General features: G+C 62.7%; 15 protein-coding genes. 14 read left to right on the top strand and 1 reads right to left on the bottom strand.

The window, feature by feature from the left end:
* Nucleotides 1–80 precede the first annotated feature (80 nt).
* Nucleotides 81–974 (bottom strand): helix-turn-helix domain-containing protein, encoded by an 894-nt coding sequence (locus LQ249_RS15290; RefSeq protein WP_017849084.1) that lies wholly within the window; start codon nucleotides 972–974, stop codon nucleotides 81–83.
* A 222-nt stretch (nucleotides 975–1,196) separates the two neighbouring features.
* Between LQ249_RS15290 and LQ249_RS15285 the strand changes: the two genes are divergently transcribed.
* The 14 genes from LQ249_RS15285 (at nucleotide 1,197) to LQ249_RS15220 (ending at nucleotide 15,485) form a co-directional block, all read left to right on the top strand.
* Nucleotides 1,197–2,852 carry a (2,3-dihydroxybenzoyl)adenylate synthase gene (locus LQ249_RS15285; protein ID WP_169881079.1) on the top strand — a complete coding sequence of 552 codons (1,656 nt, stop codon included), beginning with the start codon at nucleotides 1,197–1,199 and terminating at the stop codon, nucleotides 2,850–2,852.
* A complete protein-coding gene (locus tag LQ249_RS15280) occupies nucleotides 2,849–3,619 on the top strand; it encodes a thioesterase II family protein (RefSeq protein ID WP_269783918.1) in 771 nt (256 codons plus the stop codon). Before LQ249_RS15285 ends, LQ249_RS15280 begins: the two co-directional genes overlap by 4 nt.
* Nucleotides 3,616–3,921: an isochorismate lyase gene (locus tag LQ249_RS15275; protein ID WP_017849081.1), complete on the top strand. Its 306-nt coding sequence runs from the start codon at nucleotides 3,616–3,618 to the stop codon at nucleotides 3,919–3,921. Before LQ249_RS15280 ends, LQ249_RS15275 begins: the two co-directional genes overlap by 4 nt.
* Complete coding sequence (locus LQ249_RS15270) at nucleotides 3,918–5,315, top strand: isochorismate synthase (protein ID WP_128191437.1); 1,398 nt, start codon at nucleotides 3,918–3,920, stop codon at nucleotides 5,313–5,315. Before LQ249_RS15275 ends, LQ249_RS15270 begins: the two co-directional genes overlap by 4 nt.
* Nucleotides 5,316–5,399: 84 nt before the next feature.
* Nucleotides 5,400–6,128 carry a helix-turn-helix domain-containing protein gene (locus LQ249_RS15265; RefSeq protein ID WP_017849079.1) on the top strand — a complete coding sequence of 243 codons (729 nt, stop codon included), beginning with the start codon at nucleotides 5,400–5,402 and terminating at the stop codon, nucleotides 6,126–6,128.
* 183 nt (nucleotides 6,129–6,311) lie between these two features.
* A complete protein-coding gene (locus tag LQ249_RS15260; RefSeq protein WP_017849078.1) occupies nucleotides 6,312–7,376 on the top strand; it encodes an SDR family oxidoreductase in 1,065 nt (354 codons plus the stop codon).
* Nucleotides 7,373–8,632, top strand: a complete 1,260-nt coding sequence (locus LQ249_RS15255) for an aspartate aminotransferase family protein (protein WP_017849077.1) — start codon at nucleotides 7,373–7,375, stop codon at nucleotides 8,630–8,632. The genes LQ249_RS15260 and LQ249_RS15255 overlap by 4 nt, the downstream gene beginning before the upstream one ends.
* A gap of 14 nt (nucleotides 8,633–8,646) precedes the next feature.
* Nucleotides 8,647–9,090: a type II toxin-antitoxin system RatA family toxin gene (locus LQ249_RS15250; RefSeq protein ID WP_046383430.1), complete on the top strand. Its 444-nt coding sequence runs from the start codon at nucleotides 8,647–8,649 to the stop codon at nucleotides 9,088–9,090.
* Between the two features lie 3 nt (nucleotides 9,091–9,093).
* On the top strand, nucleotides 9,094–10,236 hold the full coding sequence (locus tag LQ249_RS15245; RefSeq protein WP_108524092.1) for an acyl-CoA dehydrogenase family protein: 1,143 nt from the start codon (nucleotides 9,094–9,096) through the stop codon (nucleotides 10,234–10,236).
* Nucleotides 10,233–11,060 (top strand): SDR family NAD(P)-dependent oxidoreductase, encoded by an 828-nt coding sequence (locus LQ249_RS15240; RefSeq protein WP_017849074.1) that lies wholly within the window; start codon nucleotides 10,233–10,235, stop codon nucleotides 11,058–11,060. The genes LQ249_RS15245 and LQ249_RS15240 overlap by 4 nt, the downstream gene beginning before the upstream one ends.
* Nucleotides 11,061–11,070: 10 nt before the next feature.
* On the top strand, nucleotides 11,071–12,027 hold the full coding sequence (locus LQ249_RS15235) for a fatty acid desaturase family protein (protein ID WP_232565574.1): 957 nt from the start codon (nucleotides 11,071–11,073) through the stop codon (nucleotides 12,025–12,027).
* A 59-nt stretch (nucleotides 12,028–12,086) separates the two neighbouring features.
* Nucleotides 12,087–12,887, top strand: a complete 801-nt coding sequence (locus LQ249_RS15230; RefSeq protein ID WP_017849072.1) for a DUF3050 domain-containing protein — start codon at nucleotides 12,087–12,089, stop codon at nucleotides 12,885–12,887.
* Nucleotides 12,888–12,903: 16 nt separating this feature from the next.
* Complete coding sequence (locus tag LQ249_RS15225) at nucleotides 12,904–13,971, top strand: HlyD family secretion protein (protein ID WP_017849071.1); 1,068 nt, start codon at nucleotides 12,904–12,906, stop codon at nucleotides 13,969–13,971.
* Nucleotides 13,968–15,485 carry a DHA2 family efflux MFS transporter permease subunit gene (locus LQ249_RS15220; RefSeq protein WP_169864588.1) on the top strand — a complete coding sequence of 506 codons (1,518 nt, stop codon included), beginning with the start codon at nucleotides 13,968–13,970 and terminating at the stop codon, nucleotides 15,483–15,485. The genes LQ249_RS15225 and LQ249_RS15220 overlap by 4 nt, the downstream gene beginning before the upstream one ends.
* The last annotated feature ends 20 nt before the right edge of the window (nucleotides 15,486–15,505 follow it).

Genomic DNA, 15,505 nt, shown 5'->3' with positions numbered 1-15,505 from the left:
TCGCAAGCGGTTTTTCAGAAAGCGCTCAGGGCTTTAGATAAACAGGCCTTTTCATTCGATTCAGAGACACCGTGCCGTGATCAACGGATTTCGCTGGGCGATACACCATAGCGTTTGCGAAAGGCGATGGAAAAATGCGCCGGGCTGAATCCCACGCCATAGGCGACGGTAGACACATTGCTTTCCTCGTCGCTGAGCATGCGGTGGGCTTCGTTGAGACGATGTTCGTGCAGGTAGCCGAACACGCTGGTACCGAACACTTTGCGAAACCCCGCCGTCAGTTTGCGCGGGCTCATGCCCACGTGGCTGGCCAGGGCGTTCAGGCTGGGCGGTTCGAGCAGCGAGCGCACCAGACGGTCCCGGGCGGCGTGTACACGCTCCACATCCGACGAGGTGATGCGCAGCTTATGTTCCGGCTGCCCGCGCTCACCGAGCAGGAACTGCGCGCTCAACGCGGTCAATTCCAGCGCCTTGCCACCCAGGTACAACGAGCGGCTCGGGCCCTGCATCGGGCACGTCGCAATTTGCGTGGCCAGTGCCTGCATCGCGCGCGGAGCCGGGCGCACCATCATGTACGGGTCGCCGCCGCCACTGCTGAGGAGCTTGCGCGGGGCCAGGCCGAGATGGCGGTCGAGGGATTCGAGGTCCAGCTGGACGATGGTGTAGCGCAGTGGCGTGGTGGTGCCGTAGATCTGCGACGAGGTGAACTCGCCGTCGTTGACGATGGTGCACAGGCTCGGCCCCTTGATCGACTGCTCGCTGTGCCCGGGGATGCGGCACGACAGCTCGCCACTTTGCACCAGAATCAACTTGAGGCCGCGCTCCAGCGGGTCCTCGACCCAGTTTTCGCTGTCTGACCACAACGTGCCGGTGACCAGGGTCATGTGCGGGTCCAGGTAGACCGTTCCGGGTTGGTTGCCCTTGGGTTCGGCCTGCGTCTCTTGTCGACTGGGGGCGATGATCGTAATAGTCATTGGGTTTTCCCTTGATCCTGAGGCCATTACGCGGGGCCTGACCTGAATGAGGAGGAGGCTTTTAAACCGTAAACCTCCCTGTTTATAGCCGCTGTGTATTTCATCTAATGAAAAAGTCACAGGTCCGAAAGCCTTGGCGTTGAGAAGCGCTCGGCGAAGGACAATGATAATAGATCTCATTTAGACGTTTGTAGCCAATTATTTCTACAAATAGGGGATTCCATGTCATTGCACACCTGCGCACCCGATTCAGACAGCGTTGGCGACGCGCCCGACTGGCCTGCCGCGTTCGCCGAACGCTACCGCCAGGCCGGTTACTGGCAAGACCAGACCTTCGCTCAGGCCCTCGATACGGTCGCCGCGCGCACCCCATCGGCCATCGCGATAACCGACGGCCCCTTGCACCTCAATTACCGCAGCCTGGCAGACCGCTGCCGGCGCCTGGCTGGCGGTTTGCACGCGCTGGGGATCGCAGAGGGCGACAATGTGGTGGTGCACTTGCCCAACGGCACTGCGTTTATCGAAGTGTGCTTTGCGTTGTTCCGCCTGGGCGCCCGGCCGATCCTCGCCCTGCCCGCCCACCGTCAACATGAGATCGGCGGCTTTTGTGGGTTTGCCCAGGCCTCGGCCTACATCGGCTGCGCTCAATTGGAGGGCTTTGATTGCCGCTCGATGGCGCGCCGACTGGCCGCTGCCAACCCGCTGTTGCGCCACGTGGTGATCGACGGCGATGCGCAGGAGTTCACCGCGTTGAGTGAGCTTTACAACAGCGCGCCGCTGGAACGGGACGCCGGTCGCGCCGACGCCGTGGCGTGTTTCCAGCTGTCGGGAGGCACCACCGGCACGCCAAAGTTGATCCCGAGGCGGCACGCCGAATACCTCTATAACGTGCGCGCCAGCAGCGAAGTCTGCGAGCTGGATGCGCGCACCGTTTACCTCACCGCGTTGCCCATGGCGCATAACTTCACCCTGTGTTGCCCGGGTGTGATCGGCACCCTGCTGGCCGGTGGGCGCGTGGTGTGTACGCGCCGCTCGGACCCGGAGTCCTGCTTTGCGCTGATCAGCGAGCAGCGTGTCACCGTCACCGCCTTGGTGCCGCCGCTGGCGATGCTCTGGCTGGACGCCCAGGACCAGCGCCAGGCCGACCTGTCCAGCCTGCGCGTGCTGCAAGTGGGCGGTGCGAAATTGCTCAGCAGCGCGGCAGAACGGGTCACGCCGACGCTGGGCTGCACCTTGCAACAAGTGCTGGGCATGGCCGAGGGGTTGTTGTGTTTTACCCGCCTGGATGACCGCCCGGATCTGCTGCTGCATACCCAGGGCCGTCCGCTGAGCGCCGATGACGAAGTACGCATTGTCGATGAACAGGGCCAACCGGTGCCCGAGGGTGAAGTGGGTGAACTGCAAGTGCGCGGCCCCTACACCATTCGCGGCTACTATCGCCTGCCCGAACACAATGCCCGGGCGTTCACCGCCGATGGATTCTATTGCAGCGGTGATCGGGTCAGGCGCACCGCCGACGGTTACCTGGTGGTCGAAGGTCGTGACAAGGACCAGATCAACCGCGGCGGTGAAAAAGTCGCTGCCGAAGAAGTGGAAAACCTGCTGATCGGCCATCCCCAGGTACACGACGCCGCACTGGTGGCGATGCCGGATGCGGTGCTCGGCGAATCCACCTGTGCCTTTATCGTCGCCCGTGACCCGGCGCCCTCGGCCTTCGCACTCAAGCATTACCTGCGCGGCCACGGCCTGGCGGCGTTCAAGGTGCCGGACCGTATCGAGTTCGTCGCACACTTCCCGCACACCGGCGTGGGCAAAGTCAGCCGCAAAGACCTGCGCGAGCGCCTGCGCCAGGCCTGGCTGCAGAGTGTCGCTTCGTGAACCTGCACGACGAACGCTGGGTACGCGCTTATCGACTCACGCCCATGCCACGCTGGCGATGGGTGTGTTTCGCGCATGCCGGGGGCAGTGCGAGTTTCTTCCGCGACTGGGTCCATGCCCTGCCCGCCGACATCGACCTGTTGGCCATCCAATACCCGGGCCGCGAAGACCGTTTCAGCGAGCCGTGCCTGACCGACATGCAGCGCCTCGCCGACGGTGCCGCGCACGCGTTGTCGTGTTACGCCGACCGGCCGCTGGTGTTGTTCGGCCATAGCCTGGGGGCGGTGGTGGCATATGAAGTGGCGACGCGCCTGGAACAACGGGCAATCGCCGTCGACCACCTGTTCGTGTCCGCCCACCCCGCGCCGCAGCGCCAACGCGGCGGGCAGTTGCACCTGGGCCCCGACGCGGCCTTGCTGGACGATGTGCGGCGCCTGGCCGAGCGCCCCAATGCGTTGCTGGAGAACCCGGCCCTGTGCGAACTGTTCCTGCCCGGCTTGCGCAACGATTACCGCATCGTTGAAACCTACACTTGTGCGCAACCGCGGCCACTCAAGAGCCGCATCGGGGTGTTCTACCCCGAGCAAGACCCGGAAATCGAGCTTGATGAAGCCGTGGCCTGGCAAGCCGCCAGCCTCCAGCCACTGCACCTGCAGCGCTGGCAAGGCGGACATTTTTACCTGGTCGAACAACGCCAGGCACTCATCGACGCCATCGTCGCGACGCTGTCGACCCCATCGCCCTCCTTGAAGGAAACCTGTCAATGAAAACCCCCGACGCCTGTGATGGCCTGCAGGACATCCGTCACGCCATCGATTCACTGGACCACCAGATCATCGACCTCATGCGCCAACGCATGGCTTACGTCAAAGCCGCCGCGCGCTTCAAGCCGACCGAAAGCAGCATCGCCGCGCCCGAACGCGTTGCCCAGATGCTCCCGCAACGCCGCGAGTGGGCCGAGCAGGCCGGGCTGGACCCGCACTTCGTCGAAACCCTGTTTGCCCAGATCATCCATTGGTACATCGGCCAGCAAGTGTTGCACTGGCGCGCGATGAGAACGCTGGCATGAGGGCCTTTGCACCGTTGCACGCTCATGCCGAGGGGATGACCGAGGTGTTCGAGCACGCCCAGCGGCGTGCCGTCGAACAAGGTGAGCCGGTGTTGGCCAGTTACTCGATGAGGATCGCCCCGCTGGACTTGCTGGCACTGTTTGGCAGCGTCGACCAACCTGGCGCCGAGTGCCTGTTCTGGCGGGCGCCGGAAGACGACAAAAGCCTGTTCGGCTGGGGGGTGGCGGCGGAACTGAGCAGCGCGGGCCCTCAGCGTTTTGCCTCGGTCGATGCGCAATGGCGACACTGGCTGCAAAGCGCAGTGATACACGGCCCGCTGGCGCCTTCGGTGTGCGGCGGCTTTCGATTCGATCATCAGGTCAAGGCCAGCCCCGCCTGGCAGGGTTTTGGCGATGCGTCCCTGTGGCTGATGACGCTATTGCTGGTGCGCGACGGTGCAGACTGTTGGCTGGTGTGCCAACAGCGCGTCGCGCCCAGCGATGCAGCGCGTTGCTGTTGCGAGCACGTACTGAATGAGTGGAACACGCTGATGGATCGCTACGTCAGCGGCGCGCCCTCGACGGCTGCACGGCAGCACACCCGCGACCAGAGCCTGCCGCGGGCCTGCTGGGAAAGCAAAGTCGCGCATGCCCTGGACGTGTTGCGCGACACCGCGTTGAACAAGGTGGTGCTGGCGCGGGAAGTGGTCAGCGAATTTTCCCGGCCCATCAGTGCCGGGCGCACCTTGGCTGCCCTGGCGATCAACGACCCCACGGCGTACTTGTTTGCGTTTCGACGCCACCACGCGTGTTTTATCGGCGCCTCCCCGGAGCGCCTGGTCAAACTGCACAACGGTCACCTGCAAACCCTGGCGCTGGCGGGCACAGCCCGGCGCGATCCCTGCCCGGAGCAGGATGCGCAACTGGCGCAAACGCTGCTCGGCTGCCAGAAGAACCAGCATGAGCATGCCGTGGTGGTGCAGATCATTCAGCGTGACCTGGCGCCCTGGGTACGCCCGTTGCACGTTCCCCCGGCGCCGCACATCAAGCGGCTCAGCCGCGTGCAGCACTTGGCGACGCTGATCGAAGGCGCACTGCGCCCGCAGAGCAGTTTGCTGGACATGGTCGCAGTCCTGCACCCGACGCCCGCCGTCGGCGGCCATGAACGCGGCCAGGCGCTGGAGCATATTCGCCAATTCGAGGGCTTTGACCGTGGCTGGTACGCGGCGCCGTTAGGCTGGCTGGATGCCCACGGCAACGGCGAATTCATCGTCGGTTTGCGCAGCGCCTTGCTCAACGGCAACCAAGCCCGTCTATTTGCCGGCTGTGGCATCGTCGAACACTCCGACCCTGCCAGCGAATACGACGAAACCTGCATCAAGTTGGCGGGTATGCGCGCCGCGTTGCAGGTATAACCCGCTGCCCGATGCTTGAATCAAGTCCGGCGCAGGCCTACCCTGCACACGGAAAATTCACCCTCTGAGTCAGGAAGACCTTACATGTGGGATGGCAACGTTACCTTTGGTGATTCATGGGCCGGCTACATTGGCCGCGCGGATCAGAACACTGCCCACTCCCATGTTGCCATTCAGCTGTGCATCGGCGTACACCAGCCCGTCACCCTGGAGCTGCCCGGCCAGTCGATCCGCGCGGCCGGCGTGATCATCGGGCCCAATGTCGAGCACCGTGCCGTGCCCGACATTCATCCGGTGGCCTTTGTCTACGTCAACCCGGATACCCCGTTGGGGCGTGCGCTCAACGCGTTGCTGCAAGACAATGGCATCGCCCTGGCCAGTGACGAACTGCTCGAGTGCTTTCGCCACTCCAGCTCCCTGTCTCAGTTTGTGGAAGCGCTGGGGCGCTTGCTGGCGATTACGTCGCCCATCGACCAACGCCTCTACAAGGCCTTGAACATTCTGCGCCTGGACCGCGACGGTCCGGGCTCCGTCAGCCGCGCCGCGAGTGCGGTCGGCCTGTCCAGCCCGCGCTTGCGCTATGTCGCCACGCACCAGATGGGCGTGTCGCTGTCCCAATGGATCATCTGGAACAAACTCGAGCGCGCGTCCAAATCCCTCGCTGACGGTTCCACCTTGTCGGATGCCGCTGCCGACGGCGGCTTTTCCGACCAGGCGCACTTGGCCCGCATCATGCGCCGCATGATTGGCATGACGCCCCGCACCGCTGCCAGGGTTTTGCGAAAGACAAGCGTTTCGTTCAAGACGCATTGATATCAAAAAGCCAATATCGATCGCATCTTATTCGCGAAAACGATAAGCGCTGATTGCCGGCCTCACACAGCACCTCAGCGCTACCGAAAGTGAATGCAAGAGTGTTCGCCAGGGGTATCCGTGCCCGGGATTTGGCGGAACGCACCGTTAATTCTTTCGATGAGTCCGCAGGAAGCGTCCTACATGTCAGAACAGCAAAAATTAACCGTCCTTCTCACGGGGGGCTCAGGCGTACTCGGTGAATCACTGATCGACTGCCTGGCAGAGGACTTTGACCTGGTATGCCTGGCGCGTAAAAGCCGCATTCGCCACCCGCGCGTGGAGGTGCTCAAGGGCGATATATGCAGCCCGCGACTGGGGCTGGACGTCGGCGCTTATGAAGCGCTGCTCAAGCGTGTCGATTGGGTGATCCACGCCGCAGCGGTGACCCGCATGGATGGCGATATCGACCAGATCTTTTCGGTGAACTACCTCGGCACCGAAAACGTCGTGAACTTTGTCCAGCAAGCCAACGTGCCGCTTTACCACATCAGCACCGCCTTCACCCATCCGTGCGACTACTACGAAGGCGTGCAAGCAGAAACGCCTTACGAAGTCGCCAAGCGCCAGGCTGAAACGCTGGTGCGCTCGGCAGGTATCGATGTTTCGATCTTTCGTCCCTCCATCATCATCGGCGACTCGGACAGCGGGCACATGCCCAACTTCCAGGGGTTTCATATGACCATGGGGCTGATGATGTCCGGCGTGCTGCCTATCGTGCCCTGCCCGCCTGCCGGGTATATCGACTTGATCGCCCGTGACGTGGCGGCGCGGGCGATTGCCAACGCGTTGCGCCAGCGCTTGATCGGCGCAGACTACTTTCTCACCAGTGGCCCGCAGGCGCTTGATCTCAACGGCCTGTTGGACCTGATGTGCCAATCCATGGAAGCCCAGGCCCAAGCCTTCACCCGGCCGCGCTGCATGGCGCCGGATATTTATGAGCGGCTGATCCGCCCAGTGTTCCTCCCGGCACTGACCGGCAATATCCAGGCCGCGCTGGGCCGCGCCAACCAGCTGTGTCGCTATGCCTGCCTGCGTACACCGCTGCCCACGTCACTCCCTGAGTTGCTCGGCGAACCGGCGTTCAGCGCACGGGATGTCAGCCGTGAGTTACTGCTCTCGCTCAACCACTTGGCGCCCAAGCTGGGCGCGTTGACGCGCATGCTCAAGCAGCCGATGCCAACCGTCGCACAGGCGTCAGTCGCATGAACCCGCTTCTTACCGAACCCGCAGCCGACGCCGCACAGGTCGACCAGTACTTCCGCCAGCACGTGAATTCAGGGTACGCGCGCCTTGCGTCGTTGATGAATTTGCCGATCGAACAGTCCAGCCATGGCGTTTATATCTACGACAGCCAAGGCCGCAAGTACCTGGACGCCGGCGGCTATGGCGTATTTTTCCTCGGCCACGGCCACCCGGTGGTGGTGGCGGCCGTCACCCGGCAGCTGCAGCAAAACGCCCTGGCCAGCAAGCTGTTGCTCAACCCGCAACAGGCTTTCGCCGCGCAAGCCCTGGCTGCGCATTGCCCTGGCAACCTGGACTATGTGTTCTTTTGCAACTCAGGTGCCGAGGCCACCGAAGCCGGCCTGAAACTAGCCCGGCTCAACGGCTGCCGCCGCACGCTGTCGACCCTCGGCGGCTTCCACGGCAAGACCCTCGGCGCACTCGCCGTCACCGGCCGCGAAAGCTACCGCGAGCCGTTCAGCGGCTTGCTCAGTGAAAGCACGTTCGTCCCCTTCGGCGACAGCGCCGCGCTGGAACAGCAATTGCGCGCTTCGCCGGACAAGGCCTGTGTGATTCTCGAACCGATCCAGGCCGAAGCGGGTGTGATCCTCGCGCCGCCAGGCTACCTGACACGTGTCCGCGCACTGTGCGACCAGTACGGCGCCGTGCTGATCATCGACGAAATCCAGTCCGGCATGGGCCGTACCGGCCATTGGTGGGCATGCGACCAGGAACAGGTGGTGCCCGACATCATGCTGGTGGGCAAAAGCCTGTCCGGTGGCTGCGTGCCGGTCAGTGCCATGGTCGCCAGCGCGGCGATTTACGCGCCGTTCAACCGCAACCCCACGGTGCATACCTCGACCTTCGGCGCCAACCCGCTGGCCATGGCGGCCGTACAGGCCACATTGCAAGTGATGGTGCAGGAAGACCTCGTGGAACGTGCCCGGCTGATGGGCCAGGACCTGCACGCCCGCTTCAGCGCGCTGTTGCAGCAGAGGGGCCTGGCCGAGCGCGTCAAGTTGCGCAGTGCCGGCTTGTTGCTGGGCTTTGAATTCAGCGACGCCTCGGTCGCCGCGAACATGGTCATGGCCCTGATCGAACAGCAAATCATTGTGTGCCACTCGCTCAATGACCACCGGGTCGTCAGGCTCACGCCTTCCCCGCTGCTGACAGCCCAGGATTGCAATCGGTTGATCGAGGGGTTCGCCCACGCGCTGACCACCTCAATACCATCCCTTTGATTGGAGTTTCCCCCATGCAAGAAGTCAACGTACTGGCCCATATCCCCAGTGCCTGCGCTGATGAAGTCTTTGCCGTGATCAGCGACTTCAGCAACTACGTCGAGCTGTGCGAGTCGGTGCGCAATATCACGATCAATAAGGTCAGCGACCAGGTGTCGTTCACCTCCTGGGAAGTCAATTTCCACAGCGGCATTCTCAAGTGGCAGGAGCGTGACACGTTCAATACCCAGACCCGGGAAATCCACTTCGAGCAAATGAGCGGCGATGTCGATCACTTCTCCGGCACCTGGCAAGTGTTGCCGGACGGCAAAGACGCGGTCATCACCTTCGCCTCGCGCTTTGACCTGGGCCTGCCGATGCTCGCCGACATGCTCGACCCCGTGGCCCACAAAGCCATCCGCGACAACATTCACTCGATCATCACCGGTCTGTTCCCGGCGAGTTACTTGAAGGCCTGAACCATGTCCCTTTCACTGTTAAATCGCTCGCGTGCCTTGCTGCACAGCTACGCCCCAGGTTTTGACGAACGCCTGGCGAGCATCGCATTCGCCGAACGCGAAGCGCCGCCTAGCGAAGTCATCGCCCTGTTCAAGCAACAAGGGCCGGTCGGCCTGTTGGTCAACCGTGCCGCGGGCGGGTTGGGCGCGGGCATCCTTGATGCCGTGCATGTGCAGATCGCCCTGGGCGCACGTTCACCCTCGCTGGCGGTGGCCAGCACCATGCATCAGTTTTCCGTGGCGAGCCTGTTGGCCCTCACCCAGAACGGCGGCGGCGCCGAAGGTTTGCTGTTGGCGGCGGTCGCACAAAAGCGCTTGCTGCTGTCCTCGGGGTTTGCCGAAGGCAACTCGGGCGCCGGCATTCTCGATTCGAACATGCAGGCGCTGCAAACCCCTGAAGGTGTATTGCTCAGCGGCAGCAAAAAGCCCTGCTGCCTCGGGCAGTCGATGGACTTGCTCACCGCCAGCTACACCCGCCAGACCGCCGAGGGCGAAGAGCTGATGGTCGCACTGATTCCGGCGAATGCACCGGGCATCACGCGGTCGCCGTTCTGGCAAAACAGCGCACTGGCCGCCGCCGAAAGCATCGAGGTGCGCCTCAACGAAGTCTTCGTGCCCGAACGCATGTTGTTTTCCGCCGGCTACAAACACCTGTTGGGCGACGTGCAAACCGTCGGTTTCATCTGGTTCGAGCTGTTGATTTGCGCGTCCTACGTGGGGGCCTGCGCCGGATTGATCGAGTCTGTGATCGAGGCCGGGCGCTGGACACCCCATCACCGCGTGGAGCTGGCGGCTCAGCTGCAACTGGCGATCAGTGCGCTGGAAGGCGCGGCGCTGGATATCGAACGCAACCCGCAGGACCTGCCGAACGTGCTGGCCCGCCTGCTGCTGGTGCGCTACGGCATCGAACAACTGCTCACCGAGCTTTCGGACCAGGCCCACGCCATGCTCGGTGGGATGGCGTTTATCACCAGCAACCAGAGTTCGAACTGGTTGATGGCCTGCCGTGGCCTGCAGTTTCACCCGCCGGCGAAGATCTCGATGGCGAGCAACCTCGACACCTACTTGTCCCACTCAACCTTCAGCATCGCCGGAGCGCACCCATGAACCTGCTCGGAAAAATCGTCGTGATCACCGGAACCGCGCGCGGCCTCGGTTACGCGGCGGCCTGCACATTGAAAAAACAGGGCGCCACCGTGATCGGCCTGGACATTCTTGCGCCACAAGAGCCCGGGTTGCTGGATGGGTTTTATCAAGTCGACCTGTGTGACCGAACGGCGCTGGCGCAGGTGATTGGCGCCATCAGCACCGACTTCGGCGACATCGATATCCTGGTGAATAACGCCGGCACCCTGACCCTGGAACGCGGTGAAACCGGCGTCACCGACGCAGTCACCCGCGCGGTGGATGTGAACCTGTTCGCGCCATGGCAACTGGTGGCCGGGTTCCTGCCGGGGTTGCTGCGCAAGCGCGGCAAAGTGGTCAACGTGTCGTCGCTGTTTGCGCTGGTGAACGCGCCTTATGTGGCCGCATACGCTGCCAGCAAACGCGCGCTGAGTGCTTATTCGGACGTGCTGCGCATGCAATATCGCGGGCAGCTCGACGTGGTCACCGTGTACCCGGGCTTTATCGACACCGCCATTCACTTGCCCGCCCAGCGCGTGGGTTTGTCGGTCAAGCGCCTGGTGACGTTCATGTGGGGTGACAGGACCCTGCTGTCTCTCGAAGAGAAACTCGATGCCGCCGCCGATGGCCTGGTTCGCGCCTGCCAAAAAGACGGCCTGCGCAACCGCGGGCTGACCTTTATGGGCACGCTGGCCATGTACACCGCGCGTATCGCACCAAGTGTGGTCGACGCCTTTATCGCCCTGCGCCTGCGCACGCTGACCCGCGGCGGGCACCTCGCGCTCAAACCTGAACTGATCGAGTAACGCGTTGCCAATGGCCAGACAACTCCACAGCAAGCCTCAGGTCCGCCTCGATCGCGCCTTGTTCAAGGCCCGGGCGGGTGAGTCCCTGTTGATCATCGGTTACGCCTTGTGCCTCTTCCTGCTGCCCCTCGCGCTGTTTGTGTGGGTGGCGAACACGGCCGCCACCCTGTGGGTGTTGCTGTGCTCGCCCCTTTGGGTACTGGCCGGGTACGGGTGGTTTCTGCAAGCAATCCTCGGGCATGAAGGTTTCCACTTCAACCTGAGCAGCACGCCTATGCACAGTTGCTACCTGGGCATTCTCACCAGTTCGTTGCTGCCTGGATTCTGCGTGACCGGTTACTTCGTCGACCATTGGCAACACCATCGCTACAGCAACAGCGAACAGGACCCGGACTATCGGCACTTCTCGCGTTATCGGAGCCTGTTTAGCCGCCTTGCGCTGTCACGGTTGATGGCCACCTCGAATTATCTGCAGGCGACGTTGCGCCTGGCTTTCGGCCCGCCGGTCAGCCCATCGCCCTTGCCTTCACCTTTGAGCGCAGCCCAGGTGCGACGACTGGCGCGCTGCAATATCGCGTGCCAGGTCGGCTGGTTGAGCGTCTACGCGGTCGCCCTGTGGCAGATCGACGGGCTGCTGCTTGGGTTTGCCTTGAGCCTGGCGGTTGCGTTCCTGCTCTCGGCAGTCAATGCCTATCAGGAACATGCCTTCAGCGAGGACCATGACCAGCCCCCTGCCCGCTCGCGTACCTCGCGCCTGAGCACCTGGCTGCACGCCGGCGCGAACTTTCACCTGGAGCATCACTTTTATCCAGCGGTGCCGTGCTGGCGCCTGCCCCGCGTCCACCGCCAACTGCTGGACGCGGGGTGGTACGCAGACCGGCAATACCTGCTGGAAACACGCTTCATACCGTCCTTCAAGTACGCCTCCGGTCGCCATCCTTACCGGGGCGACACGCTGAACGACTGAACGGTCCCCTTACTTTCCCCATGGATTTTGGCCTGAACCGTCAGGCCGCAGGAGCTGCTATGCCTTTTGATATCGACCGCCACATTGAAACCGAGCGCGCCCAGTTATTCGGCCACCCGCTTTTCGCCAATATCCGCACCGTTGAAGATGTACGCACACTGATGGAATTTCATGTGTTTGCCGTATGGGACTTCATGACCCTGCTCAAGCGCATCCAGCGCGACCTCACCTGTGTGGAGTTGCCGTGGGTACCGCCAACGCATATCACGGCTGCGCGCTTGATCAATGAAATCGTGGTCGGCGAAGAAACCGACGAACACCCCGATGGCGGCTTTATCAGCCACCTGGACCTGTACCTGACCGCCATGGATGAAATCGGCGCCGACAGCTCGGTATTCCGCCGTTTCCTCGCGGCCATCCAGGCCAAGGAACCGCTGGCCAAGGCCCTCAGCGACCGCGATATCCCATTGGCGGCCAAAGTGTTCATGTGCCAGACGCTCGATGTGGCGCAACACGGCACCACCGAAGCGGTGTTGGCGTACTTCTTCTTTGGCCGTGAAGACATCATCCCCGACATGTTCGGACGCCTGCTGTCGCAATGGTCGGTCAGCGAAACCGAGGTGCCGATGCTCACCTATTACTTGAAGCGCCACATCGAAATGGATGGCGACGATCACGGCCCGGCCGCTAAACGCATCATCGCTGAAATCGTCACCACCCCTGTGCAACACCAGCACATGGTCGAAAGCGCCAAGACCGCGATCAAATCGCGCATCGATTTGTGGGATGGCGTGCATCACTTCCTGCAGCACAAAGCGCAACACGCCACGGACCGCCCTGAGTGCCTAAGCCTCGCATGACCACAGGGAGCAGGACATGACCAAAGGTAAATTGATAAAACTGACACTGTGCGGCGTTGTGGTCGGTGGGTTACTGCTGCTCGGCTGGCAGCGTTGGCAGTATTCCAACGCTTACGTGAGTACCGATAACGCCGAGCTCGATGGCGTGATCATTCCGGTGCGCGCCAAGCTCTCGGGCGTGGTGATGAGCGTGCCGGTGACAGACAACGTCACGGTGCAAAGCGGTGATCTGCTGTTTCAGATCCGCGACAGCGAATATCAATACCAGGTCGAGCAGCGTGAGGCGCAATGGCAGGCGTTGCTTGCTGCCGCAGGGCGCGGCGGCGGTCCGGGTGCGTTGGACAGCCAGGTCCTCGGCGCGGTCGCAATGCGCCAGGCGGCGCAAGCGGCGCTGGCACAATCCAGCGCCAATCTGGAGCAGGCGCGCAACGACTACGGGCGCGCCCGCCGCCTGGGCGCCCAAGGTGTGTTGAGCACCCAGGATCTCGAGGTGGCCAAGGCGCGTTTCGACGCCCTGAGCCACGCCCAGGAAGTGGCACGCGGCAATGCCCAGGCTGCCGCGCAAAGCACCTTGGCCAACAAAGCCGAACTGAAAGTGCAGGACTACCGGATCGCGGCGGCGCAAGCCGAACTGGAACAGGCCCGGATCAAGCTGCACGACACTCGTCAGACCGCGCCGGTGCGCAGCATCGTCTCGAAAAAAGAAGTCGAGCCGGGCCAATTCGTGGTCGCCGGGCAGAAGCTGTTGAGCCTGATTGCCACCGACCCGCTGTGGATTACCGCCAACTTCAAGGAAACCCAGGTCGGGCGCGTGCGGGTCGGCCAGCTGGCCAAGGTCACTGTGGATGCGTTTCCCGGGCAGGCTTTCGACGGGGTGGTCGAGAGCCTCGCACCGGCTACCGGCGCAAAGTTTTCACTGCTGCCCCAAGAGAACGCCACCGGCAATTTCACCAAGGTGGTGCAACGCGTGCAGGTCAGGATTGCCCTCAAAGACGTGCCGGATGACTACAAAGCCTTGTTGAGCCCCGGCATGAGCGCCTTCGTCGAAGTCGCCACGCAACAGCACGGCAGCCACACGTTATGAAGTCGCCGTATCTGATTGCGCTGACCGTGACGCTGGTGTCGATGATGGAACTGCTCGACGTGACCATCGTCAACGTGGCGATTCCCAGCCTGATGGGCACCTACGGGGCGTCGGTCGATGAAATCTCCTGGGTGTCCACCGGCTACGTGGTGGCCAACGTAGTGATCCTGCCGGTCAGCGGCTGGCTGTCGGCCTGGTTCGGGCGGCGCACTTATTACCTGGTCTCCACGGCGGTGTTCGTGCTGGCATCCGTGGGCTGCGCCTTTTCCGCCGAACTCTGGCAACTGGTGGCGTTCCGCGTACTGCAAGGCTTGGCGGGCGGCGGGTTGCTGGGGATTTCCCAGGCAATCATTTACGACGTATTCCCCAAGGAGAAGGTCAGCAGCGGCATGGCGTTGTACGGCGTTGGCGTGATGATGGGGCCGACGTTGGGCCCCACCGTCGGCGGCTATCTGATCGACACCTTGTCCTGGCACTGGATATTCCTGATCAATCTGCCCATCGGTGCCGTGGCCCTGCTGCTGTGCTGGCTGTGCATCAGCGATTCCGCCAATGAAAGCAAACCCAGCAGCGTCGACTACAGCGGCTTCTGCCTGCTGGCCCTGGGCGTCGGCAGCCTGCAGATCCTGCTGGAGCGCGGCGAGCATTGGGACTGGATGGAATCGAACTGGACGATTGCCTGCCTGTTGCTCAGCAGCTTCAGCCTGGTGGGGTTCTTCTGGTGGGAACGGCGCGCGACCAACCCGATCGTCAATGTGGCGTTGTTTCAGAACCGCGAGTTTTTGATGGGCTGCATCTGCGCGTTTTGCGTGGGCTTCGGGCTGTACAGCACGTTATTCATGGTGCCGCTGTTTTTGCAGACGTTGCTGGCACAGAGCGCGTACCAGAGCGGGCTGGTGATTTTTCCCGGAGCGGTGGCCAGTGCCATCAGCACCTTGGTGATCGGCAAGCTGTCCCAGGAAAACAAGATCGACGAGCGCGTGTTCGTGACCTTGGGCATCGTCATGTACTGCTATGCGATGTTCCTGCACACCCAGTTCACCCTCGACAGCAACCCGGACACGCTCTATTGGCCCCTGGTGATTCGCGGCCTGGGCCTGGGCATGATCTTCGTACCGCTGACCAACCTGGCCATGCGCCGTCTGCCGCTGACGTTGATCTCGGGCGCCTCGGGCGTGCTCAACCTGATGCGCCAGTTGGGCGGCAGCGTCGGCATCGCCATTGCCGCGACCCTGCTCACGCGGTTCTCGTGGGAGCGCTATCGCCTGCTGTCCGAGCATGTGACCGAGTCCAGCCTGGTTGCCAGTGGCTGGGGCGGCGTGGAATCCAACCCGCTGTTTCTGTCCCTGAACCTTGCAAGCCATCAACAAGCCTTGGCCCTGATGCCTTACCTGCAAGCGCGTGAACAAGCGCAAATGCTGGCCTTCAGCATGCTGTTCGGCACATTGGGCGCGGTCATGGCCATCGGCATTCCCATGGTGCTGATGATGCGCAGAAGCACCCTCAGCCGATAACTTCTCCAGTGGAGCACATC

The organism is Pseudomonas sp. 7-41 (assembly GCF_021233075.1).
Classification (GTDB): domain Bacteria; phylum Pseudomonadota; class Gammaproteobacteria; order Pseudomonadales; family Pseudomonadaceae; genus Aquipseudomonas; species Aquipseudomonas veronii.
The sequence above is the reverse complement of the archived record's forward strand: the minus strand, read 5'-3'. Positions and strand labels throughout refer to the sequence as shown.

Excerpts from the sequence above, each read along its gene's own strand:
- LQ249_RS15290 (WP_017849084.1), bottom strand. The coding sequence starts at position 974 with ATGACTATTACGATCATCGCCCCCAGTCGACAAGAGACGCAGGCCGAA.
- LQ249_RS15285 (WP_169881079.1), top strand. The coding sequence starts at position 1,197 with ATGTCATTGCACACCTGCGCACCCGATTCAGACAGCGTTGGCGACGCG.
- LQ249_RS15275 (WP_017849081.1), top strand. The coding sequence starts at position 3,616 with ATGAAAACCCCCGACGCCTGTGATGGCCTGCAGGACATCCGTCACGCC.
- LQ249_RS15270 (WP_128191437.1), top strand. The coding sequence starts at position 3,918 with ATGAGGGCCTTTGCACCGTTGCACGCTCATGCCGAGGGGATGACCGAG.
- LQ249_RS15265 (WP_017849079.1), top strand. The coding sequence starts at position 5,400 with ATGTGGGATGGCAACGTTACCTTTGGTGATTCATGGGCCGGCTACATT.
- LQ249_RS15260 (WP_017849078.1), top strand. The coding sequence starts at position 6,312 with ATGTCAGAACAGCAAAAATTAACCGTCCTTCTCACGGGGGGCTCAGGC.
- LQ249_RS15255 (WP_017849077.1), top strand. The coding sequence starts at position 7,373 with ATGAACCCGCTTCTTACCGAACCCGCAGCCGACGCCGCACAGGTCGAC.
- LQ249_RS15250 (WP_046383430.1), top strand. The coding sequence starts at position 8,647 with ATGCAAGAAGTCAACGTACTGGCCCATATCCCCAGTGCCTGCGCTGAT.
- LQ249_RS15245 (WP_108524092.1), top strand. The coding sequence starts at position 9,094 with ATGTCCCTTTCACTGTTAAATCGCTCGCGTGCCTTGCTGCACAGCTAC.
- LQ249_RS15240 (WP_017849074.1), top strand. The coding sequence starts at position 10,233 with ATGAACCTGCTCGGAAAAATCGTCGTGATCACCGGAACCGCGCGCGGC.
- LQ249_RS15235 (WP_232565574.1), top strand. The coding sequence starts at position 11,071 with ATGGCCAGACAACTCCACAGCAAGCCTCAGGTCCGCCTCGATCGCGCC.
- LQ249_RS15230 (WP_017849072.1), top strand. The coding sequence starts at position 12,087 with ATGCCTTTTGATATCGACCGCCACATTGAAACCGAGCGCGCCCAGTTA.
- LQ249_RS15225 (WP_017849071.1), top strand. The coding sequence starts at position 12,904 with ATGACCAAAGGTAAATTGATAAAACTGACACTGTGCGGCGTTGTGGTC.
- LQ249_RS15220 (WP_169864588.1), top strand. The coding sequence starts at position 13,968 with ATGAAGTCGCCGTATCTGATTGCGCTGACCGTGACGCTGGTGTCGATG.